We start from the raw sequence: 22,283 nt of genomic DNA on the forward strand, positions 1-22,283 counted from the left end.
GGTCAGAGGGTTTCGACGACCTGGTCGAAGTCCAGCCGCGGCAGGCGGTCGAACCAGGGGTTCTCACCCGGCTTGCCGACGTTGACGACGACCAGCGAGCGCCACTTCTTGTCCGCGAAGAACTCGTCGTCGACGCCCTGGGCGTCGAAGCCGGTCATCGGGCCGGCGGCCAGTCCGGCGGCGCGGACGCCGATGATGAAGTAGCCGACCTGGAGCAGCGAGTTGAGCTTGGCGAACTCGACGCGGCCCTGCTCGTCGGAGAAGTTGTCCTTCACCTGCGGGGCGTGCGGGAAGACCTGCGGGATGTTCTCGTGGAAGTCGACGTCCGCGGCGAGCACGACGGTCAGCGGCGCGGCTTCGGTCTTGTCCCGGTTGCCCGGCGACATGTGCGGCAGCAGGCGGGCCTTCGCCTCGGCGGTGCGCAGCACCAGCGCGCGCAGCGGCTGGGTGTTCATCGACGTCGGGGCCCACTTGACGAGGTCGTAGATCGCGCGGACCTGCTCCTCGGTCACCGGCTCGGAGCTGAAGCTGTTGGCCGTGCGCGCCTCGCGGAACAGGAGGTTCTGGACCTCCGCGGGAACCTGGAGGCCTTCGGTCTGCTCGGCAAAGGTGGTCATGGGGCTGAGTTCCTTCCGTGGTCGGATACCCCGTGCAACCAGGTTGAGCGTTGAACTATTTCGCGTTCAACTAGGCGGGCCCGGTGAAGTGGATCACAACGGGAAGCCGCGCGCGCACGAGGCGCGACGAGCCCTCACCCGACCGGGCACGACCACGGCCGCCGATCCCCCTCGGCGGGGATCGGCGGCCGTGGTCTTCGGCGCGCGGTGCGGGACGGGTCAGTAGGCGCCCTGCCCGCCCATCACCGCGCGGAACGTCTTCCAGAGGATCACCAGGTCCAGGGCCAGCGACCAGTCCTCGACGTAGCGCAGGTCGAGCCGGATGCTCTCGGCCCACGTCAGGTCGCTGCGTCCGCTCACCTGCCAGAGCCCGGTCAGGCCCGGCTTCACCAGCAGCCGGCGGCGGGCGTCGGGCGCGTACTGCGCCGTCTCCTCCGGCAGCGGCGGCCGCGGGCCGACGAGCGACATCTTCCCGGACACCACGTTGAAGAGCTGGGGCACTTCGTCGAGCGAATACCGGCGCAGGAAACCACCCACGCGGGTGATCCGCGGATCGCGCTTCATCTTGAACAGCGGGCCCGCGCCCTCGTTGTCCTGCTCGAGGGTCTGCCGGATCTGGTCGGCGTTGGTGACCATCGTGCGGAACTTGAGCATGGTGAACGTCGCGCCGTCGCGGCCGACGCGGCGCTGGCGGTAGATCACCGGGCCGCGGTCGTTCAGCTTGATGGCGAGCGCGATCACCAGCAGCAGCGGGGAAAGCAGCGTCAGCAGGAACGCCGAGCCGGCACGGTCGACGATCTCCTTCACGACGCGGCGGCCGCCGGTGAACATCGGCGCCGTGACCCGCAGGAGCGGCATGCCCAGCACGCCGGTGACGTTGAGCCGGGGCCCGGCGACCTCCATCAGCACGGGCGCGACGACCATCTCCGCGCCGGTGCCCTCCATGTCCCAGGCCACCCGCTGCAGGCGTTTCGGCGTCCAGTACTGGTCGGACGTGATCGCGACGACGCGGTAGCCGCCGCGGCGCACGTGCCGGGACAGCTCCTCCAGCCTCCCGACCACCGGGACGCCGTCGATCTCGCCGCTGTCGCGCTCGGCGCCGTACCCGGTGAACGTGCAGGCCGCCTCGACGCGCCAGCCGACGTGGACCTCGGACTTGGTGCGCGCGATCAGGTCGGCGACGGTCTCCGGGCTGCCCGCCGCCATCACCGGCAGCAGGCAGAGTCCCTTGGCGCGCTTGCGGTGCAGCACCTGGCGCAGCAGGTAGCGCTGCGGGAAGGCGACGAGCGCGATCGCCGGGACGACGACGAACACCCAGACCTGGACCTCGAGCGCGCCGAACAGCAGGCCGCCCAGCGCGACCAGGACGGCCGCGGTGATGAAGCCGCGGCCCAGGGTGCGGTACTCCTCCGCGCCTTCCCCGAGCACGCGCGGGCTCCACGCCCGGCTGACCGGCAGCGAGACGAACACGGCGAGGATCGTGCCGAAGGCGTGCATGTCGTGCGGGGCAACGCGATCGATGACGAACGCGCTGATCGCGATCACCAGCAGCGTGATGAAGACGTCACTGCCGACGACCCAGGCTCGGTATCTCGCCTCCCAGGCCGCCGGGAGCGCCTTGGGGGACGGCGTCGCGGCCGCTTCGACCGGCTTGCCGTCCCGCTGGGCGGGTCGGGGAATGGCCTGGAGGTCGATGTGCGGCGGTGGCTGGCTCACCGTGTACGACGGCCGCACCGACTCTTCCATCTGACCTCCCGGGACCAGGGATCGGGTTGGGTCCGCAAGCACGCTGCGTCACCGGCAGTGATTTCGTACAGTCACCACGACTCGGATCTCGCGCTCTGCCCGCGGGGGCTTCACACGGCAAGGTATCGGCGACCCTCTCAGCATCGTTACAAGGATTTCCAGCCACATGCAGCGCGTCTTTCCCGCCAGAAAATGGCCGCAAGATAACAAGATGATGACGATGCGTAATAGGGAGTATCCCCGGGAAAACTACGGTATGTAGCCAAAAGTGCAATGCCCGCACCCGGGTGGACCCACACTCTTCCGAACGGCCGAACCGCCCCGCGAGATCTACTGTGGACACTGCGGCGCCGCACCGGTCCACAGTGGACCACCACGGCGCCGCGTACGGCACGACGCGAACGCCGGGTGATCACTCGGTGACGTTCATCGCCGAACCGTCACAAGCCCGCATTTCCGTCACAAGTCCCCGGCGCGCACACCGCCGAGGACCACAGCACGCCTCCCGCAAAGTTCGTTCGACAAAAGCCCGCCGCGACAGCGGACTTCAGAGGAAGTTCCGAAGATTCCCGGCGATACGGGAGCGGAACCCCTCTTGCCACCAGATACGCATAGGCCGAACGGATCGTTCACTCCGCTTAAAGCGTGACGAACTCCACAACGCAACCACACACGGGGGTCCGGGGGCTCGCCCCCGACGGGGGCGTGGGGGCTCGGCCCCCACAGGACACAACGAGAGAGCCCTGTTCGCGCTATTTGCGAACAGGGCTCTCTCAGCGAACTCGTGGGCGATACTGGGATCGAACCAGTGACCTCTTCGGTGTGAACGAAGCGCTCTCCCGCTGAGCTAATCGCCCGCTCGCGGTGTCAGGAAACTGTAGCCTACGACTTCCGGGCGCCTGCAAATGGGTGGTCCTCGGCGACCACACTCCGCTTACCGGCGAGTACGGAACGAACAACCCCGAGCTAGCCGGGGTTGTGGCCGGCGGGGGCCGCGTGCGGCCACGTTCGACACCCGTGCGACGGTGCTATCGCCCGGCGGCTAAACCGCGCAGTATGGAGGAGTGGGCCCACACGGGGCGCGCCGGTCGATCGCGCGCCGTGGGGAGATCACGGGCACAGACGGGGGCTGATGGGCCCGGACGGGTGATATGCGGCGCACCCGTGACGGAATCGGCCTCCCGAAGCGTCTCAGTGGTGACGCCCTCGGCCGGGCCGGGCCGGGCCGGGAAGGGAGACGAAGGGTAGGACGATGCGCAACGATCACGTGACGCTCCGCTCGACGGCGGTCTTCGACCTGCTGGCGCCGCGGACGCCCGCGGTTCCGGTCAAGGTGGAGCTGCGCTACGACACACGCGACCCGTATGCGGTCGTCGCCGCCTTCCGCACCGGCCGCGCCGGCTGGGTCGAGTGGGTGTACGCGCGTGACCTCCTCGCGGACGGCCTGCTGGCCGACGCGGGTGACGGGGACGTTCGCATCCGCCCGTCGGTCGAGGATCCCGAGTCCGTGCTGATCGAGCTGAACTCGCCGTCCGGGCACGCCATGTTCGAGGCATCCGCCCAGGAGCTGGCCGACTTCCTCGACCGCACCTACGACGTGGTGCTGCCGGGCAACGAGCACCTCTGGGTCGACGTAGACGACGCGCTCACGCACCTCATCCCCCACGATCTGGCCTGATGACGGGCTCGCAACGGCGGAGTGACACCCCGGTGTCGAAGCCGTTTTCGGGGTCCGATATGGTTTTTCCACACCACGGCGACGGCGGTTCGAGCCCCTGGAGCGGCTAGTCGGCAAGTGGTGCAGTGCGGATGTAGCGCAGCTGGTAGCGCATCACCTTGCCAAGGTGAGGGTCGCGGGTTCGAATCCCGTCATCCGCTCGGTAGGCTCTCGAGGCCTGGCACGGTGGAGTGGCCGAGAGGCGAGGCAACGGCCTGCAAAGCCGTGTACACGGGTTCGAATCCCGTCTCCACCTCGCGCGATTAGCTCAGCGGGAGAGCGCTTCCCTGACACGGAAGAGGTCACTGGTTCAATCCCAGTATCGCGCACCACATGTTTTCGCAGGTCAGAAGCCCTGTCCCTCCCCGGAGGGGCGGGGCTTCAGTCGTCAGTCGGCGATGGCCGCAGGTGCGGGAACCACGACACCAGCTTCGCCCCCGGATACCGCGACGCCGGCGACCGCAGCCAGCGCTCCTCCAGGATGTCCAGGATCTGGTTCACCATCGCCGGCGTCACGTGGCCGTACACGCGGGTGATGCCCTTCATCTTCTGGCCCAACCGTGCGCACCGCGGAACCTTCGGGATCCCGTCCTCGGTCAGCCAGGTGCCGTGGGAGTGCCGCCCTTCGTGGAAGGTGAACGTCGGCAGAATCGGCGGCCGCCGCTCCCCCACCCGGAGCCGCCCAGTTCGACTCCGTCCCACGCCCGCTGCCAGACACGGATCCGGAAGTTCGCGCGCCGCCACGGATGCCCCCTCAGGCGTGCACATCAGGTCAGTTCCTGATCTTTGACGTTCCAGGATTCACTGGTGGTGCGGCCGGTCGCATCGGTGGTGCTCAGGGCACGGTCGGCGTCGTCATAGGTCACCTGGCACTCTGCTGCCTCGCCGGACGGATGGTCGCCACAGATACCCAACGCGTCTTCGTAATGCTTGCGCCCCTGGTCATCGGCGTGGTCGCGGTCACCTTGGACAGCCAGCGCAGCGACATCCGGCGCCTTCTTGTCGGCCTCCTTGCCTTTCTCTATCTCGCGCTCAACCTGCAACTGGTGCCCAACGACATGAAGGTCCTCGTCGAGGTCGGCGGCCTGGTCTTGTTCGCCGCTCTCGTCTCTCCGCAGACGTCGCTTCCCCGAAGCCGTCGAAACGCCGCCCCAGCCGGCCCGCGGGCCGAGGATTTCTCACCACGCCGCGGAACCCTCAGCCTCAGCGAGGAACCGACGATCAGACGGCCGGCCTCCGAGACTCGACCCTGAGGATCACACGCTGACCGCCGAGCCTCTTTGCCCCCGTTCACCGGGCTTGAGCCGGGTCGGTTCCGCAAGTGCGGATGGACTCTGAACAACGCCGCCGCGAGCAAGCTGACCAGGTGGCCCCAGGCCGTGAGACCGAACACCACGGCAAACCTACCCGGTATTCCCTTGGTGAACGCTGAGAACGACAACGCAGAGGGCAGCGAGCACTCCGGCAAACACCACCAACGTCCACATCAGACGCTCGCCGCCAGTGCCGGCTGCAACCTCCGCGCCGCGTTCTTCCTCGACCTGCTCCACCGCGGCTTCTCCGCCGACGACGCCCAACAGCAACGCGACACCGCCATCAACCGGGGCCGCTACGAGATCCTCGCGACGCTGCCCGTCAAGGTGGACCTGGTTCGCCGGACTACCTGGCTATTTCTCGCAATCCGGGCGTACCAGCGTATCGGCGGACGGTGTTGGCGCGCCGTTCATACGAAAGTCGGTGTGACCGCCGCCCTTGTCTTGTCACACTGCCAGGAGAACCTGCTCGACACCGATTCCGTTGCCCAGTCGGCCGGCCCGTCCGTCACCACCTCTGGTTCCCGTGCCCGGGACCGCGACGGCGATTGCCGCGGTCCCCGGGGTCCCCGCGTCCCCTGGGAGTGTCCATGCAGCGCAGCAACATCATCCGGCTCGCCGCGGTTCTCGCCGTGAGCCTGGCGTGCCTGTCCTTCACCGCGCCGATGGTCTCGGCCGGCGGGGACTCCGAAGACGCCGATGGTGTCGAACACGAAGTTCTCGTCCCGCAGCCGGCAGCGACCGCGGCGAGTTGCGGCGTGGAACGCTGGTCGGTCAAGACCGGCACGGACGCCGACGCGAGCAAGATCACCTTGCAGTCCACGACATCCAGCACGATCGCCGCGCTGACCGCACTGCCCAAGCCCGCCACTCTTCCGGCGAACAACCGGATCCAGCCGACCGAAACCACGGTGTATCGGCTGCAGGGCACGCTGACGCAGTACAAGCTGGAGTCCGATTCGGACTATCACCTGGTCCTGGCCGACGGGTCCGGTCACACGATGATCACCGAGATCCCCGACCCCGCCTGCGTCGGCTCGTCCAGCGCCCTGCTGACCAGCATCCAGAAGGCACGCGGCGAGTTCAACGCGAAATACACCCCGACCGGCAGCTTCCAGACCGCGAACGTCCCGGTGACCGTCACCGGCGTCGGGTTCTTCGACTTCCTGCACGGCCAGACCGGTGTCGCGCCCAATGGCATCGAACTGCACGCCGTGCTCGACATCCAGTTCGGCACCGGCGGCGGGGGCAGCGTGTCGGTGACCAACCCCGGCAACCAGACCGGCACCGCCGGCCAGCCGGCGAGTCTGCAGATCTCCGCCGCCGACACCGCCGGCGGCAGCCTGTCCTACAGCGCTACCGGCCTGCCCACCGGACTGTCGATCAACCCCGCGACCGGGCTGATCTCCGGCACCCCGACCACGACGGGCACGAGCACGGTGACACTGACCGCCACCGACTCGACCGGCCCCGCCGGGAGCACCTCCTTCAGCTGGACCATCGCGCCCGCCGGCGGCGGTGGCTGTACCGCGCGGCAACTGCTCGGCAACCCCGGATTCGAGACCGGCACGGCCGCCCCGTGGTCGACCGGTTCCGGCGTGATCAGCAACAACTCCGGTGAACCGCCGCACGGCGGAAGCTGGGACGCCTGGCTGGACGGCTACGGCAGCACCCACACCGACACGCTGTCCCAGCAGATCGCCCTGCCCGCCGGCTGCGCCACCTACAACCTGAGCTACTGGCTGCACATCGACACCGCCGAACCGACCACCAGCGCCTACGACACACTGGCCGTGCAGATCCTCAACGGTTCCGGAACCGTGGTCGCCACCCCGGCGACCTACTCCAACAAGGACGCCGCGACCGGCTACACCCAGCACAGCGTCAACCTCTCGGCCTATGCCGGCCAAACCATCACCGTGAAGTTCACCGGCACCGAGGACTACACCGGGCAAACCTCGTTCGTCCTCGACGACACCGCCCTCACCGTCGGCTGATCCCAGCCCCTGGTGGTGACCCAGCCGAAGCCGGCTCACCACCAAGGGACGCCGACGGCTCGGACCCGGTCTGGTGCCGCAGCCAGGCCGCTGACATCGGCCCGCCTGCGCAGCGCCGATCGGCGGGCTGCACGACAAATGGCGCGGCGATCACTCCGCCCGGTCCCCGACGAGCCTGACATGCGCGCTTCCGGCCCGCCATGAAGCCGAGAATGACGGACTGGCCGAGGTCGATCACACTCAACGCCAGGTTCCTTCACACGGGACGGCAGGCACCCGGGGCGGGGGGAACCCCGGATGCCTGCCTGCTCTGGGAACGCCCGGGGACCGGCCGGTCCGGGGCGATCGTTGTTCAGTCGCGGTCGAGGCCGTGGTGCTCGAAGCCGTCGTCGCCGAAGCCGTGCAACGCGGCGAACAACAGCGCAGCGAGGAGCAGCACCCCCGCCAGCACCGCGACGAAGACGGCCAGACGGCGTCGTCTGTTCACGATCGCCTGGCCGAAGCGAGCACGGGCAGCCAGCCACTGGCTTCGTCGGCGGGTACCACACGCTGGGGCAGATCGGCGGTGACTGCGTCGAGGTCGTAGCGGTAACGCGCCGCGGCGACCAGAGCCGGGTCTGCTCGCGCTCTCCGTCCGAGCAGCGGATCCCCTGCCGATCCTCCATCACAACGTCCTCGGATCGGGTCGGCTTCTTCGTCGCTGCCACGCTATAAGAGGGCGAGTTCGCCCACGGCTACGGACGGGTTAACGGGCTGCAAGAGGAACTTCCAAGCGATAGCCGAACCCCGCACGGTGGTGATCGTGGGCGCGATCGCCGCACTTCCGCGGCTTCGGCGAGTTCCGGCGCAGCGCAACGATGTTGACGTCCAACGTCTTGATCGTCGGCGCCGACTTCGGGCCCCACGACGCCCCTTTCCTGCGTGCGCGCAGTGATCATGATGATCAGCGCGTTCGGCGTGATCACCCGCACCCGACGGCACACGACGGTTCGGATAACGCTTCCGGCCATTCGACTGCGGTGCCGGACCAGCCTGCGGTCGCCAGATGTCAGCGTCAGTAGTCAACCTCAAAAGCTGAGAATTTACCCTTGGAGTACTGAGGTTTAGCCATTGCCTAACTTCGTCCACGGTGGCCATCGAGGGCAAGAAATGAGGTTCGCCTCACCTATATGAGGAGAGCCTTCCCTGAGTTACAGTGCCCGGTAACCGTCCGCGCAATTCCAGGAGCCTGCTCATGTCGCCCAGCCAGATCGCGCTCCTCGGCGCTGTCGCCGGGGTCACCATCTACCTCGGACTCCCGCTCGGGCGGTTGCGGGCGGAGTTGCCGCGACTGAAGACGCTGCTCAACGGAATCGCCACCGGCGTGCTGGTTTTCCTGCTGTGGGACGTGCTCGCCCACGCCTGGGAACCGATCGACAGCGGGCTGGGCCACGGCGATTTCGGCATCGCGCTGGGCAACGGCGCAGTCCTCACCGTCACGCTCGGCGTCAGCCTGCTCGGGATGGTCTACTTCGACCAGGCCACACATCGCCGCCGACCGCAACGCAGGCCAGGCCCCGGAGCCGCGAAGATCGGCGAGCTGACCACTCCCACGGCGGCCGCACCCGCCGCGCGGCTGGCGTTGACGATCGCCGTCGGAATCGGCCTGCACAACTTCGCCGAGGGCCTCGCCATCGGCAGCTCCGCCGCGGCAGGCGACCTCAGCCTGGCACTGCTGCTGGTGATCGGATTCGGGTTGCACAACGCCACCGAAGGTTTCGGCATCGTCGCGCCGATGGTCGGCAGCCGCCCCTCATGGGGATACCTCGCCACACTCGGCCTCATCGGCGGCGGCCCCACCTTCCTCGGCACGCTCGTCGGACAGGCGTTCGTGAACGACACCGTGTCGGTCGCCTTCCTCGGCTTGGCAGCGGGCTCGATCCTGTACGTGGTGATCGAACTGCTGGCGGTCGCCCGCAAGGCTGGCTTCAAACCGGTGACCACCTGGGGTCTGCTGCTCGGCCTGTTCCTCGGTTTTGCCACCGACGCGGTCGTCACCGCGGCCGGCGCCTGACGCCCGCGCCGGCCGACTCACGCTCGCGGGCTGTCCGCGACGCGGACGGTGATCTGGGAAGTCGCGCTGATCGGTGCGGCAGGTGCGAGCGACCGGAGCCACTGCGTACCGGGCAGAACACGCGGCGGCCCGTGGTTAGCCGGTCAGGCGCACGGTGCCGGGGCGCCGCGGCCGCACGGCCAGGCCACGACGTCGCACGATGCCCATGCAGCACGCCGGCGCGCGACAAGGCCGCATCCGGCACCGGGAGGCAGAGGTAGTCATTCCGACAGCCTGGATTCGGTCCCAAGCGCGTCGGCCCGACGCAGGCTAGCCGCCGTGCAAAACACGTGCGGAGGGCGCCCGGTAGACGTGCTGGCAGGGACTCAGCCCGCGGCCTCGGCGACGCGTGCCGGTCGCCGCTGCCAGGACGTGTACCCGACAAAGACGACGAGGGTCGAGCCCAGCAGCAAAGAAGCGCCGATCGTGCCATATCCCATGCCGCCCGCGACCACCGGTTTGCTGACGAAATCCCCGGCTGCGGCCCCCAGCGGCCGCGTGAGCACGAACGCGATCCAGAACAACAGCGTCCCCGAGACACCCGTCTTCCTCATGGCCGGCAGCACGACAAGGATTCCGCTGATCGTCAGGGCGGTGCCGCCGAATCCCAGCCCGGAGTCGTCGGCAAGGAAGTCACCCAGCGATGTGCCCAACGTCGTGGACAAGAGGATCGCCGCCCAGTACAGCAGCTCACCGCGGAACGTGCGGATGGTCTGCACGTCGAACGAACGGCCGCTGAACTTCCACAGCAGGAACACCGCCGCCAGGGCGGTGAGCAGCACAAGCGCCCCCCGCGCGTAGCCGAGCCCAGCAGTGCGGTTCAGGAAGTCCGACATCGTCGTGCCGGCGGTGCTGGTGGCCAAGATGACCGTCCAATACAGGGCCGGGTGGAACGTGTCGACGGCCAACTGCGTCACCAGACTCGCCACGAACAGGCCCACGAGGATCACGGAACTGGCCAGGTACCCGACCTGGAGGGTCTGGGCGAGCAGGTCCCCGGCGGTCTCCCCCAGCGTGGTGGCGGCGACGATCTTCATGATCCAGAACACCGCAGTGATCGAAGGAAGCTTGGTCATGATCACCATTCAAGCGCCGCCCGAACCATTACTCGGCCTGCGTCCTGCTGATCCTCGGCCGCGGACGGCTGCTGTCCGACCCGTCGATGATCGAACTCGTGCACCCCGGTGGCGAGCTCCACGTCCGGACCGACCGCGACACCCCCGCTCCCCGCGCTGCTCACCGAACGCGGAGCCCACGTCATCACCGACGGCAACGGCCGGCTCACGGTCGCCGGCCTCGAGCCCGGCGCGATCGCGGCGGTGGCCGGGCTGCTGTTCCTCGCCGTCACCGTGTTCAACGGCATCTCTCCCGACGGCTCGACCACCCTCACCCACTGGGCGCCCGGCGTAGCCGCCGAAGGCCTGACCTGGGCGACATTCCACGACCCCGAATGGCCCTCGGCCGGCTTGGCACTGCTGCTCTGCCTGACCTACCTGGTGGTCACCACCACCCGCAGCGGCCGACGTCCCGCCCGTGCGACTTCCGGCATACGGGCTACGCCGGAAGTCGCACACCGACCCCGCACAGATCGTCCGCCAGGCAGTCGACCCCGTGCGCGGCCGGCCGTAGGGTTCGGCCCCTCAACGCCGGAAGGACCAGAACGCCCATGATCGAAGCACGCGCGGTGTCCAAACGCTACGGTGGGAAAACCGCCGTGGACGACCTCACCTTCACCGTGAAACCCGGTGTGGTGACCGGGTTCCTCGGCCCGAACGGCGCCGGGAAGTCGACCACGATCCGGATGATCATGGGCCTGGACGCGCCCACGTCCGGCACGGTCACGGTCAACGGCAAGGCCTACCGCCGCCACGCCGCGCCGCTGCACGAGGTCGGCGCCCTCCTGGAGGCGAAAGCCGTCCACACCGGACGATCCGCCTACAACCACCTCCTCGCCCTCGCGCTGAGCACGGGCATCCCGCGCCGGCGCGTCGACGAAGTCATCGAACTGGTCGGACTGAACGACGTCGCCCGCAAGCGCGTCGGCGGGTTCTCCCTCGGCATGGGCCAGCGCCTCGGCGTCGCCGCCGCGCTGCTCGGCGATCCGGCGACCCTGGTGCTCGACGAGCCGGTCAACGGACTGGACCCGCAGGGCATCCTGTGGATCCGGAACCTGCTGCGCGGCCTGGCCGCCGAGGGCCGCACCGTCTTCGTCTCCTCGCACCTGATGAGCGAGATGGCCCTGACCGCCGAGCACCTGATCGTGATCGGCAGGGGCAAGCTCATCGCCGACACCTCGGTCGAGGAGTTCATCCGGCGCGCGTCGAGCCGGGTGGTGCGAGTCCGCACCCCGGAGGCCGCGCGGCTGCGGGACCTGCTCAGCGGGCCCGAGATCGGGGTCACCGACCTGGCGCCGGGCCTGCTCGAGGTCAGCGGCCTCGACGGCGCCGAGATCGGCCGGGTGGCCTGCCGCGAAGCCATCCCCCTCGAAGAGCTGACGCCGGTCCAGGCGTCGCTGGAAGAGGCGTTCATGGAGCTCACCGACGACGCCCTCGAATACCGGGTCACCCCGGCCGCTCAGGAAAGGTCCGCGTGATGACGACCACCACCGCCCCGGCCACGACCGGCGGCGCGCCGTCGCCCCAGGTGCCGCTGCCGGACGACCTCAAGGTCACCCCGGTCCGGGTCCTCCGTTCCGAATGGCTGAAGTTTCGCACCGTCCGCTCGTCACCGCTGGCGGTCGCCGTGACCGTGGTCGGGATGATCGCGCTCGGCTGGATCTTCTCCGCCGCCGACGCCAGCCGCTGGCCGGTCATGCGGCCCCAGGCCAAGCTGCGCTTCGACCCGACCGACGTCAGCATCCGCGGCTACGTCCTGGCGCAACTGGTGATCGGCGTGCTGGGCGTGCTCGTCGTCTCCGGCGAATACGGCACCGGGATGATCCGCGCGACCTTCTCCGCCGTCCCGACGCGGACCCCGGTGCTCTGGGCCAAACTCGTCATCTTCGCCGTCGTGTCGTTCGTCGTCGGCACGGTCAGCTCGTTCGCCGCGTTCCTCGGCGGACAGGCGTTCCTCAGCTCCCAGCACATCGAGACGACGCTGTCGGCGCCCGGGGTGTTCCGGGCCGTGTTCGGCGTGGGCCTCTACCTGACCGTGGTGGGCATGCTCGGCGTTGCGCTCGGCTGGCTGATCCGGCACACCGCCGGCGCCATCGCCACCCTCTTCGGCCTGCTGCTGGTGCTCCCGGGGATCGCCGAGGCGCTGCCGGACAGTTGGGCCCCGCACATCGTGCCCTACCTGCCGAGCAACGCCGGACAGGCCCTGATCACCGTCCACCCGGACTCGGCCATGCTCGCGCCGTGGACCGGCTTCGCCGTGTTCTGCGCCTACGTCGCCGTCGCGCTCCTGGCCGCGGTCGTCCTGCTCGAGCGCCGCGATGCCTGAGCCGTGGGGGATGATGGCGCGGTGAGTGACGCGGGCCCGTCGTGGCCGGTCTCCGAACACGGCCTGGTCAGCGGGTGGCCCGGCGCTGAACGGCTGCGCGCCTGGGCCCGCGCTCACCCCACGGCCACCGACGTGCTGCTGGCGTGCGCGTTGCTGCCGCTGACGCTGGTCATCGAGCACCGCGGCGTGGCGCCGGCGGCTCGTCCGCTGCTGTTCGGAACGGGCGTCCTGCTGGTCTCGACGCTCGCGTTCCGTCGGCGCTATCCGCTCTCGACCCTGGCCGCCGCGTGCACGTTTGCCCTGGTCCAGGGTTTTTTCGGCCCGGCGTTCCCGCCGAGCGTGATCGCTGTGCTCGTCGCCGTCTACACCGTCGGCAGCTACTCCCGACGGCGGCCGGCCTTGACGGCACTGGCGATGCTCGGCGTGCTCATCGCGGCCGTCGTCTTCCCGAACGACGAGTTCGCCGAGTCCCTCGCCCGGTTCGTGTTCACCGCCGCCATGGTCGTCGCCGCGTTCGTGCTCGGGGTGAACGTCCGGATGCGCCGGGTCTACCTGGCGTCGCTGCAGGACCGGGCGCTACGAGCCGAACGCGAGCGCGACCAGCAGGCGCAGATCGCGGCCGCCCGTGAACGGGCGACCATCGCCCGGGAGATGCACGACATCGTCGCGCACAACCTCTCGGTGATGATCGCACTGTCCGACGGCGCCGCCTACGCAGCACGAACCGACGCGGGCGCCGCCGAAACCGCGTCCCTGCACGTCTCCGCGACCGGCCGGCAAGCGCTCGACGAGATGCACCGGCTCCTCGGCGTGCTGCGCAACAACAACGGCGACGAAACCCCGCGAACCCCGCAGCCCGGTGTCGCCCAGATCGACGACCTCGTCGCGCAGATCCGCACGACCGGCCTGCCCACCTCGTGGACGATCACCGGCGAACGGTTCCCGCTCTCCCCCACCGCCGGGCTCGCGCTCTACCGCGTCGCCCAGGAAGCCCTCACCAACGTGCTCAAACACGCCATCCGGCCCGCCGGCGCGCACATCCGCCTGACCTACGCCGACCCCGCCGTCACCCTCGAGGTCGACGACGACGGCGCCGGCCACGGCGGGACGACCGGCCCGGCCGCCGGGCACGGGCTGAGCGGCATGCGCGAACGCGTCGCCGTCTTCGGCGGCGACGTCACCGCGGGCCCCCGCCCCGGCGGCGGCTGGCGGGTCACCGCCCGGCTCGAACCCGGACGCGTCCCCGGCGACACCGGCTCGGTGGTCAGCGCATGATCAGCATCCTCCTCGTCGACGACGAACCCCTGTTACGCCTGGGCTTCCGGCTGGTCCTGGAGTCCCAGCCGGACTTCACCGTGGTCGGTGAAGCCGCCGACGGCGCGGCCGCGATCAGCCAGACCGCCGAACTCGACCCCGATATCGTCGTGATGGACGTCCGCATGCCCGGCATGGACGGGATCGACGCCACCCGGGAAATCGTCCGCACCCACCCCCGCTCCCGGGTGCTGATCCTGACCACCTTCGACATCGACGAATACGCCTTTCCCGGCCTCAAGGCCGGCGCCAGCGGCTTCCTGCTCAAGAACGTTCCGCCCGAAGACCTGATCTCCGCGATCCGGGCCGTCGCCGGCGGCGACGCGGTCGTCGCACCCAGCGTCACCCGCCGGCTCCTCGACGCCGTGGCCGACCGAATCCCCGACACCGCCCCGGCGGACGAATCACCAGTCGCCGGATACGGGCTGGAACGGCTCACCGAACGCGAACTCGAAGTCCTCACCAAACTCGCCCGCGGACTCTCCAACGCCGAGATCGCCGAAGAACTCGTGCTCTCGGAAGGAACCGTGAAAACCCACGTCGGGCGCATCCTCAACAAACTCGAACTACGCGACCGGGTCCAAGCCGTCGTGCTGGCCTACGACATCCGCCTCGTGCGCCCCGCCTGACCACATCGTCCACTGCCCCCTCTTCGGGTCCACGGACAATGCTCGGCGCGATCCCCGACCGGGGTATGGCGACCGGGTACCGAAACGCCGAGTGCAGTCAGGATCGGGCGGCTATGTCCGCGAATTTCGACGGCCCCTGCTCGCGAAAATCGACGGCGCTGCGCATGATCGATGTCTGCGGCACGGGAACTGCGGCCGGATGTGGTGCTCATGGACATCCGCAACCCTCATCGGACGGGGCTGTCCAACACCGATATCGCCCGCGACCTGACCCTCAGCGAAGCGACCGTCAAACCCACGTCACCCGCATCTTCACCAAACTCGTCCTCCGCGACCGCGCCCAAGCCGTCGTCCTCGCCTACGAAACCCGGCTCGTCACCCCAGGCAACCCCACCGAACGTGGACCGGATCACCAGTCCGCCCGATGACCCGATCACGCCGACGGGCTGCGCCGCACGACCGACCATCCGTGCGCCCACACTCTCAGCGGTATCGTCGGCGGCATTGTCACGCGCACCCGGCATCCGGACCAGACGGCGCCCGTACGGCTGATCCCCTCCAGCCGTACGGGCCGCTGATCGATTCGCGGCTCCGGCTGATCACCGGGAACGTCTGGAGCCGGTTCGAACCGTGGGAGCAACGGCAGGACGGCATCCGGAGGAAGACGACGTGCTCACCGGCTCGTCAGCCCTATCGGGGACATCCGGGACGGCGTGTCGTCGGGTGGGTGAACCGGCGACGGCGTCTCGTGGCTCAGGCAGGCCGGTCTGGTGATAGCCGAACCGGAACGCCTTGGCCGGCTTGTCCTTCCGCGCTCGCAAGATCGAACCCGCTGCCTCTGGTGGTGTTGCATGAGTGCCAGATAGCCGTCCTCCAGTCCGGGGTCGGTCGGTATCGCGTCCGGGTGCGGACGGGCGCCGGCGACCACCCGGTACCGGACGGGTACAGCCGCACTCGCCCGAAGCGCGTCGTCGTCGATCGAGGGCACGCCTGGAGCGAGTGCGCTGGTTCACCGCGTCCATTGTGGACGGGGTTAGCGGACGGCCAAGCGCTCCACCGTTCGGTCGCGGCGGATAGTCCTGTACCGGTCAAGAGCCCTGTCGGCCATCGTCTGGGCTTGTCAGTATGCGCAGGCTGTTCCGTGACCGGATCTCCCGGAGCGAGGGGACGCCGCGGGAAGTCCGGCCGTCATCACCCGATTCAGGGAATCGAGGCAGTCCCATGCGCGTCAGACCGTTTCGCCTGCTATGTGTACTAGCGCTCAGCACCGCGGCACTTGTCCTTCCGGCCACCGCGGCGTCGGCCGCGACGCCGATCGTCAACGGCGACTTCGAAGCCGGCAACCTCAGCGGATGGACGTCCACCGGGACGACCGCGGTGGTGAGTTCGGGCGCGCACGGCGGTACCTACGCGGCCCGGGTCGGGTCCACCTCGCCGAGTGGCTCCTCGTCGATCGCACAGAATTTCACCGCGCCCAGCGGCGCAACGCAGTTGTCCTTCTGGTATGCCGTGACCTGCCCGGACACCGTCACCTACGACTGGGCCACCGCCACCCTGCGGGACAACACCACCGGCACCACGGCCACGCCACTGCCCCGAACCTGCACCAACGGCGCCGGCTGGAAACAGGTCACCGCCGCCGTGACGGCTACGCATTCCTACACACTCACCTTGACCAGCCGTGACGACAACTACCCGGGTGACCCGACCTTCACCCTCTACGACGACGTCACCGTGAACGGCACCGCGCCGGTCAACGACTTCTCGATCTCGGCGAACCCCGCGTCCGGCACCGTGACCGCCGGGCAGACCGCCACCTCGACGATCTCGACCGCCGTCACCGCCGGCTCCGCGCAGACCGTCAGCCTGTCCGCCACCGGTGCGCCCGCCGGCGCGTCGGCTTCGCTCAATCCGACCTCGGTGACCGCGGGCGCCTCGGCGACCCTGACCGTCTCGACATCGGCGACGACACCCTCCGGCAGCTACCCGATCACCGTGACCGGAACCGGCCCGTCGGCCACCCACACCACGACCTTCACCCTGACGGTCGGCTCGACCGGCGGCCCGACACTGGTCAGCGCCGACCCGTTCACCAACACCACCAGCCAGCACGCCACCGAGGTCGAACCGGACACCTTCGCCTGGGGCAACACCATCGTCAGCTCGTCGCAGGTCGGCCGGTTCACCGACGGCGGCAGTTCCGACATCTCCTGGAACACCTCCACCGACGCCGGTGCCACCTGGGCCCACGGCATGCTGCCCGGCATCACCGTCTACCAGGGCGGTGGCGCCTGGGCCAGGGTCAGCGACCCCGCCGTCGCCTACGACGCCAAGCACGGCACCTGGCTGATCAGTGGTCTGATCATCAACGCCAACGTCGGCGGCGCCGGCGTGTCGATCAGCCGTTCCGCCAACGGCACCAGCTGGCAGAACCCGGTCATCGCGGTCGGCAACGACGGCCAGGACTACGACAAGGAATGGGTCGTCTGCGACAACACCACAACCAGCCCGTTCTACGGCAACTGCTACGTCGAGGTCGACATCACCACCACCGGCAACACGATCGTCATGAGCACCTCCACCGACGGCGGTGCCACCTGGTCTGCCGCCAGGTCGCCCTCGGGCAGCCCGAGCGGGCTCGGCGGCCAGCCGCTGGTGCAGCCCAACGGCACCGTGGTCGTGCCCTACTCGGGCAACGGCTCGTCGATCCGGTCGTTCACCTCGACCAACGGCGGCTCCACCTGGAACGCCAGCACCCTCATCGCGAACGTGTCCAGCCACACCCCCGCCGGCGGGCTCCGCGGCGGCGACGGCCTCCCCTCGGCCGAGATCGACGCCGCCGGCACCGTCTACGTCGCCTGGCAGGACTGCAGGTTCCGCTCCGGGTGCCCGGCCAACGACATCGTGTATTCGACGTCGTCGAACGGGACCAGCTGGAGCACGGTCACCCGGGTGCCGATCGACACCACCACCAGCGGTGTCGACCACTTCATCCCCGGGATCGGCGTCGACCGGACGACGTCCGGTGCGAGTACGCACATCGGGCTGTACTACTACTTCTACCCGGCTGCGAACTGCACTTCGGCGACCTGCCAGCTGACGGTCGGGTACGTTTCCTCGATCAACAGCGGCGCGACCTGGAGCACACCACAGACCGTGGGCGGGCCGATGAACCTGTCGCAGATCGCGTCCACCACCCAGGGAAGCATGGTCGGTGACTACCTCTCGTGTTCGATCGCGGGTGGAAAAGCTGTCGCCATCTTCGCGGTCGGCAAGACACCCTCAGGCGGCCAGGCCTTCGATGAAGGGATGTACACCGCCGGCGGTCTCCCCGTAACCGGTGGCGCCATCAGGGCGCACTCCGGCGGCGCGACCGGTGTTCCGGCCGGCCCGGCGCCGACCGTGACCGCCCGCCGCTGATCATCGACCCAGCGGAACCGGCCGCGCTCACCGCCACCACGGCGAGCGCGGCCGTCCTTCGCTGGGCGCGCTCGCCGCATGACACCGGACTGTCATGGAGCTTCGTCATATCCACGCAAAGCGACGCGCCGATGACGGTCGCAGTTGCCCTCGGCTTCACACAACAAGGCGAATGTCAACGGCTCACCCAACGGCGACCCTCGTCGGCGCGGCGCAGATCGGTTCCTGGGGGCTACGCTGCTTGAGGTTGAGCTCACAGCCGATCACAGCGGCCGGATTCGCCAACGCGGCCGAGCCGGCCTTCCTCCACGCACGTTCCGGTGCGAGACAGTGCGGTGCCTCATGACGCCACCCTCCGACCCCGCTGCCGACGGGCACCACCCCCTGGTGGGCCAACCACACAGCGACGACGAAGGCACGGTCGCCGAGGCGGAAGCCGAAGCGGCCGAGATCAGCACCCCCGAGCAGCCGCTGGGAACGGTCGGCAAGCGGCTGGACCGCCGATCACCATTCTTTGTCGGCATGACCGCCGCGGCCGGGGTCGCCGTCACCTACGGCCTGATCCAGCTTCTCGCCGGCGCGGCCCAGATCCTCATCCTGGTCGGCTTGGCCCTGTTCCTCGCCATCGGCCTGGAACCCGCAGTGTCCTGGCTGGTCACGCGCCGGTTCCCGCGGTGGCTGGCCGTCGTCACGGTCTTCGTCGTCGCTTTCGCCGCGATCGGCGGGTTCTTCGCCGCCGCCATCCCCGTCATCGTCGAACAAACCACCGCACTCGTCACCAAAGCCCCCGAGTACCTACGCGAAGCCCAGGACCACAACACCCTCCTCGGCCGCCTCAACGAACGGTTTCACCTGCAGCAAGCGATCCAATCGGTGGCCGGCTCCAGCGGCGGCCTGACCAGCGGCGTCCTGGGCGCGGGCAAAGCGGTTTTCGGCGTCCTGACCGATGCGCTGATCGTGGTCGTGCTCACCATCTACTTCGTCGCCGACCTGCCCCGGATCCGGTCGACGTTGTACCGGTTGATCCCCCACTCCCGCCGCCCCCGGGCCATCCTGATCGGCGACAACATCTTCGCCAAGGTCGGCGGCTACGTTCTGGGCAACCTGGCCGTCTCCGTCATCGCCGGCGTGCTCACCCTGACCTGGCTGCTGATCTTCGGCGTGCCCTATGCGGCCCTGCTGGCCATCGCCGTCGCAGTACTCGACCTCATCCCGGTCGTCGGATCCGTGATCGGCGGCGTACTGATCAGCCTCGTCGCACTGACCGTGTCGCTACCGGTATGCCTGGCCACCATCGGTTTCGCACTCGTCTACCGGCTGGCCGAGGACTACCTGCTGGTACCAAAGATCATCGGCACCGCGCTCAAGGTACCCGCTCTGGTCACCGTCGTCGCGGTCCTGCTCGGCGGCGCCCTGCTCGGCGTCATCGGCGCCCTGGTCGCCATCCCGGTCGCTGCCGCGATCCTCCTGCTCGCCCAGGAGGTGCTCTACCCTCGCCTCGATAAGGCGTGAGTGGCAGCCCCTAAGGGCTGTCTCGTAACTGGTGTTGTGGTTGGCGGGGGCTGGTGTTGCGTCATTCGGTGAGGATGATGTCGTGCAGGTTCGCGATCCCGGACAGCGTGTGGGCGAGCATGCTCGCGGCGCGGCGGTAGTCTCGAAGGATCTTGAAGTTCTTCATCCGGGACAGGACATGCTCGACTCGAGCGCGGACCTTGCGGTGGGTGGCGTTGAGATCTTCCTTCCACTCGGGCAGATCGCTGCCGTTGCCCTGGTAGCCGCCGTCGGCCATCACGGGCCGGTCGGCGAGTTGCTCGGCGATGCCGCAGGCGCGGTAGACGGTGCAGTCGTTGCGGCTGCCCGGCTGCGGGGTCACCGGTGGCGATCACCAGCCGGGTGTCGGCGTCGATGGCGACCTGCACATTTGCCGAGTAGCGGTAGTTCTTCGACGGGGTCGCCAGCCGGTGATCCCGGGTCGGGACCAGGGTGCCGTCCACGATCGCGACCGCATCCACCCGGCGTTTACGGACCGGCGCCAACGCCAGCAGCGGACCGCTCGTGTCGATCACCCGGTGCGCCGCGGAATGCGACACCCCGAACAATGGCCCGATCTGGCGCATCGTCAGGTTCGTCCGCCAGTACGTCGCGACCAGGTACACGCACCTCGGTGCTCTCGGCTGTGCGCGATCCGACGGCCGCGACGACGCCAAAGCCGGTCAGCTTCAGGTCGTCCGCGAAGGCGCCGGCGATGCCGCCGGTCCCCATGGTTCCCCAGCGCAGAGGCTTGGCGGTCATGTCCGCCTTAAGTCCGACGACCCTCTAAAGTTATCGTGCGATCACCATGCGGCACCGAGGGGGACAATGTGGTGGAGGCGAAGAAGGTCGGGTGCATCGGGGGAACAGTCGCGCTGATGGGCGCGCTCGGCGCGCTGCTGACCGGCATCGCGAACTTCGGCGGGCTGTTCAAAGGCAGCGCTGCCGACCCGCCGGCCAACAGTTCCGCCGTGGCCACGGCGGCCAGCCCCGCACAGCCGCCGGCCGCGAGCACCACGCCCGCCGCCCCGGCGACGGTGTACTTCCAGGGCCACTTGGATTTCGGCCACTTCAACTTCGACCTGAACCCGCCGAAGCGCACGGGCGACACGTACGTCTGGGGCGGCGGCGGAGTGTTCGAGAGCTACCACGACGCCGCGAAGCTGGCGGTCTGGACAAGCGGCGGAACCCCGGACCGCGCGGGGTGCGCCTCGACGGTCGACGAACAGGGCAAGGCGTACATCAGCGGCACCGAGAAGGGCAACCACGTCTGCGGCCGGACGGCAGAGGGCCGCGTATTCCGCATCGACGTGACGGGGGTAGCCGAAACCTTCGACGGAGGCGCCACGGGGGATGTCACGGTCTGGAACAAGTGACTGCGGGCCGTGTCGGCAAAAGCACGGTGGATGCCCGCCTCGCGATCGGGCACGGCCGAAGTTCCCCAGCCGAGCAGAGACTCGCCGTGCCCTGTCGCCGTGTGCCCGCTCGCGCCACCCCCGCCGGCGCCGGCCAGATCTCTTCCTGCCGGTGATGCTGATCGTCTTCGGCCTGGGCATGCTGGTGCTCCTGATTGCCGCCATCCGGGTCCTGATGAGCGACCTCACCCACGGCGGCGAGCCCTCGCCGTGATTCGTGCTCTCGGTGTTCGCGACGGCGATCCAGTTGGTCGTGGTGGTCGCGCTGCGCCTCAGGCGGCGGTCGGGCGCGGCGGCGTTCGTGGCGGCCGTGCTGCTGCAGAGGTTGCGAGTCCTACGCTCACGTCCGTCCCGGGCGTAGCCCCGCGTTGTCGTCGACAAGACGCAGGCGATTCGCCAGCGACATGTGGGGGAGGTTGACGACACACCTCCTCGCACAGCACTGGTGACGATCACGTGGTGACCAGATCCCCTGTGGCAGACGATCGCGACCTCCTGCACCGGTGTGCGCGCCGAGCCGAGGCCGCCGTGGACCCCGAACCACGGGTCTTGCGTCGCCGGACGCGGATGTGGCCCGAGCAGGCAGACCGCTTGCCGCCTGCTCTTCACGATCGATTCGTCCAGTGGCAGACGGCCGGTATCGCCGGCTGCTTCAGCGGTTATGACTCCATGTAGCCCGTCACGCTGATCCGCATGTCATGGATGTCCCGCCATCGCCGCTGCGAAGCAGGTCACCGCTTGGTGCCCGGCCGCCGGACCGGGTTCGGCCGACGACGCCGTTCTCGGCGTCCCGCCCGGGCGCCGAGTGCCGTCAGTCGGTGATGCCGCTTTCGATGCCACCCTGGGACCGGTTGAGGCGCTGAGCCTCGTGGAGCTGGTCCTCGAGGCTGATGATGCGGCAGGCGGCGTCGATGGGGGTGCCCTGGTCGACCAGTTCCCGCGCGCGGGCGGCCAGGCGCAGCTGGTGGCGGGAATAGCGGCGGTGCCCCTGCAACTACCACTACACAAACAACTACACACTGCTGATCTTCGCGGGCACACCGGCTCCACCC

The 22,283-nt window shown here is 68.9% G+C and carries 18 protein-coding genes, 4 tRNA genes and 2 pseudogenes; 15 read left to right on the forward strand and 9 right to left on the reverse strand.

The genetic code is table 11. The features are described 5' to 3' along the window. Positions 1 to 2: 2 nt before the first annotated feature. From OG738_RS37670 to OG738_RS37680, 3 genes are all read right to left on the reverse strand, one after another. The gene (locus tag OG738_RS37670; RefSeq protein WP_329048188.1) at positions 3 to 617 is read right to left on the reverse strand and encodes a malonic semialdehyde reductase; all 615 of its coding nucleotides are present in this window, start codon (positions 615 to 617) and stop codon (positions 3 to 5) included. A gap of 219 nt (positions 618 to 836) precedes the next feature. Beyond that, positions 837 to 2,363, reverse strand: coding sequence for a sugar transferase (locus OG738_RS37675; RefSeq protein WP_329048191.1), 1,527 nt, complete (start codon positions 2,361 to 2,363; stop codon positions 837 to 839). A gap of 785 nt (positions 2,364 to 3,148) precedes the next feature. Next, positions 3,149 to 3,220 (reverse strand) — tRNA-Val (locus OG738_RS37680). 395 nt (positions 3,221 to 3,615) lie between these two features. Between OG738_RS37680 and OG738_RS37685 the strand changes: the two genes are divergently transcribed. The 4 genes from OG738_RS37685 to OG738_RS37700 all read left to right on the forward strand — a co-directional run bounded on the left by OG738_RS37685 (position 3,616) and on the right by OG738_RS37700 (position 4,412). Continuing rightward, a complete protein-coding gene (locus tag OG738_RS37685; protein ID WP_033293569.1) occupies positions 3,616 to 4,041 on the forward strand; it encodes an SsgA family sporulation/cell division regulator in 426 nt (141 codons plus the stop codon). A 127-nt stretch (positions 4,042 to 4,168) separates the two neighbouring features. Then, positions 4,169 to 4,241 (forward strand) — tRNA-Gly (locus OG738_RS37690). Between the two features lie 24 nt (positions 4,242 to 4,265). Next, positions 4,266 to 4,336: transfer RNA gene (locus OG738_RS37695), tRNA-Cys, on the forward strand. Position 4,337: 1 nt separating this feature from the next. Beyond that, positions 4,338 to 4,412: transfer RNA gene (locus tag OG738_RS37700), tRNA-Val, on the forward strand. A 49-nt stretch (positions 4,413 to 4,461) separates the two neighbouring features. Here the strand turns inward: OG738_RS37700 and OG738_RS37705 are convergent. Together OG738_RS37705 and OG738_RS37710 are read right to left on the reverse strand one after the other, a co-directional pair. Continuing rightward, entirely contained in the window at positions 4,462 to 4,752 is a 291-nt protein-coding gene (locus OG738_RS37705; protein WP_329048204.1) for a hypothetical protein, read from the reverse strand. A gap of 95 nt (positions 4,753 to 4,847) precedes the next feature. Next, complete coding sequence (locus OG738_RS37710; protein WP_329048205.1) at positions 4,848 to 5,123, reverse strand: hypothetical protein; 276 nt, start codon at positions 5,121 to 5,123, stop codon at positions 4,848 to 4,850. 378 nt (positions 5,124 to 5,501) lie between these two features. Here OG738_RS37710 and OG738_RS37715 point away from each other — a divergent pair, with 378 nt between their 5' ends. Beyond that, entirely contained in the window at positions 5,502 to 6,029 is a 528-nt protein-coding gene (locus OG738_RS37715) for a hypothetical protein (protein WP_329048207.1), read from the forward strand. Continuing rightward, positions 5,984 to 7,390 carry a putative Ig domain-containing protein gene (locus tag OG738_RS37720; protein ID WP_329048210.1) on the forward strand — a complete coding sequence of 469 codons (1,407 nt, stop codon included), beginning with the start codon at positions 5,984 to 5,986 and terminating at the stop codon, positions 7,388 to 7,390. The genes OG738_RS37715 and OG738_RS37720 overlap by 46 nt, the downstream gene beginning before the upstream one ends. Before the next feature lie 352 nt (positions 7,391 to 7,742). On the opposite strand, the gene OG738_RS37725 is transcribed toward OG738_RS37720, so the two are convergent. After that, on the reverse strand, positions 7,743 to 7,877 hold the full coding sequence (locus OG738_RS37725) for a hypothetical protein (RefSeq protein WP_329048211.1): 135 nt from the start codon (positions 7,875 to 7,877) through the stop codon (positions 7,743 to 7,745). Between the two features lie 747 nt (positions 7,878 to 8,624). Here OG738_RS37725 and OG738_RS37730 point away from each other — a divergent pair. Beyond that, complete coding sequence (locus OG738_RS37730; protein ID WP_329048213.1) at positions 8,625 to 9,443, forward strand: ZIP family metal transporter; 819 nt, start codon at positions 8,625 to 8,627, stop codon at positions 9,441 to 9,443. A 365-nt stretch (positions 9,444 to 9,808) separates the two neighbouring features. On the opposite strand, the gene OG738_RS37735 is transcribed toward OG738_RS37730, so the two are convergent. Further along, positions 9,809 to 10,567, reverse strand: a complete 759-nt coding sequence (locus OG738_RS37735) for a COG4705 family protein (protein WP_329048215.1) — start codon at positions 10,565 to 10,567, stop codon at positions 9,809 to 9,811. A 99-nt stretch (positions 10,568 to 10,666) separates the two neighbouring features. Here OG738_RS37735 and OG738_RS37740 point away from each other — a divergent pair, with 99 nt between their 5' ends. The 7 genes from OG738_RS37740 to OG738_RS37775 all read left to right on the forward strand — a co-directional run bounded on the left by OG738_RS37740 (position 10,667) and on the right by OG738_RS37775 (position 19,798). Further along, entirely contained in the window at positions 10,667 to 11,152 is a 486-nt protein-coding gene (locus OG738_RS37740; RefSeq protein ID WP_329048217.1) for a hypothetical protein, read from the forward strand. Next, positions 11,149 to 12,075 carry an ABC transporter ATP-binding protein gene (locus OG738_RS37745; RefSeq protein ID WP_329048219.1) on the forward strand — a complete coding sequence of 309 codons (927 nt, stop codon included), beginning with the start codon at positions 11,149 to 11,151 and terminating at the stop codon, positions 12,073 to 12,075. Before OG738_RS37740 ends, OG738_RS37745 begins: the two co-directional genes overlap by 4 nt. Beyond that, on the forward strand, positions 12,075 to 12,923 hold the full coding sequence (locus tag OG738_RS37750; RefSeq protein WP_329048221.1) for an ABC transporter permease subunit: 849 nt from the start codon (positions 12,075 to 12,077) through the stop codon (positions 12,921 to 12,923). Before OG738_RS37745 ends, OG738_RS37750 begins: the two co-directional genes overlap by 1 nt. A gap of 21 nt (positions 12,924 to 12,944) precedes the next feature. Next, positions 12,945 to 14,198, forward strand: a complete 1,254-nt coding sequence (locus tag OG738_RS37755) for a sensor histidine kinase (protein WP_329048223.1) — start codon at positions 12,945 to 12,947, stop codon at positions 14,196 to 14,198. Further along, on the forward strand, positions 14,195 to 14,866 hold the full coding sequence (locus OG738_RS37760; RefSeq protein WP_329048226.1) for a response regulator transcription factor: 672 nt from the start codon (positions 14,195 to 14,197) through the stop codon (positions 14,864 to 14,866). Before OG738_RS37755 ends, OG738_RS37760 begins: the two co-directional genes overlap by 4 nt. Before the next feature lie 1,221 nt (positions 14,867 to 16,087). Continuing rightward, entirely contained in the window at positions 16,088 to 18,286 is a 2,199-nt protein-coding gene (locus OG738_RS37770; protein WP_329048227.1) for an exo-alpha-sialidase, read from the forward strand. A gap of 387 nt (positions 18,287 to 18,673) precedes the next feature. Then, positions 18,674 to 19,798, forward strand: a complete 1,125-nt coding sequence (locus OG738_RS37775; protein ID WP_442875969.1) for an AI-2E family transporter — start codon at positions 18,674 to 18,676, stop codon at positions 19,796 to 19,798. Between the two features lie 61 nt (positions 19,799 to 19,859). Here OG738_RS37775 and OG738_RS37780 read toward each other — a convergent pair. Beyond that, positions 19,860 to 20,493 (reverse strand): annotated as a pseudogene (locus tag OG738_RS37780) (transposase); the annotation flags it as partial. Between the two features lie 156 nt (positions 20,494 to 20,649). Here OG738_RS37780 and OG738_RS37785 point away from each other — a divergent pair. Continuing rightward, complete coding sequence (locus tag OG738_RS37785) at positions 20,650 to 21,192, forward strand: hypothetical protein (protein WP_329048230.1); 543 nt, start codon at positions 20,650 to 20,652, stop codon at positions 21,190 to 21,192. An 850-nt stretch (positions 21,193 to 22,042) separates the two neighbouring features. Here OG738_RS37785 and OG738_RS37790 read toward each other — a convergent pair. After that, positions 22,043 to 22,219 (reverse strand): annotated as a pseudogene (locus OG738_RS37790) (MerR family DNA-binding transcriptional regulator); the annotation flags it as partial. Between the last annotated feature and the right edge of the window lie 64 nt (positions 22,220 to 22,283).

The sequence above is a fragment of the Amycolatopsis sp. NBC_01488 genome, from assembly GCF_036227105.1.
In the GTDB taxonomy this organism is placed as follows: Bacteria; Actinomycetota; Actinomycetes; order Mycobacteriales; family Pseudonocardiaceae; genus Amycolatopsis.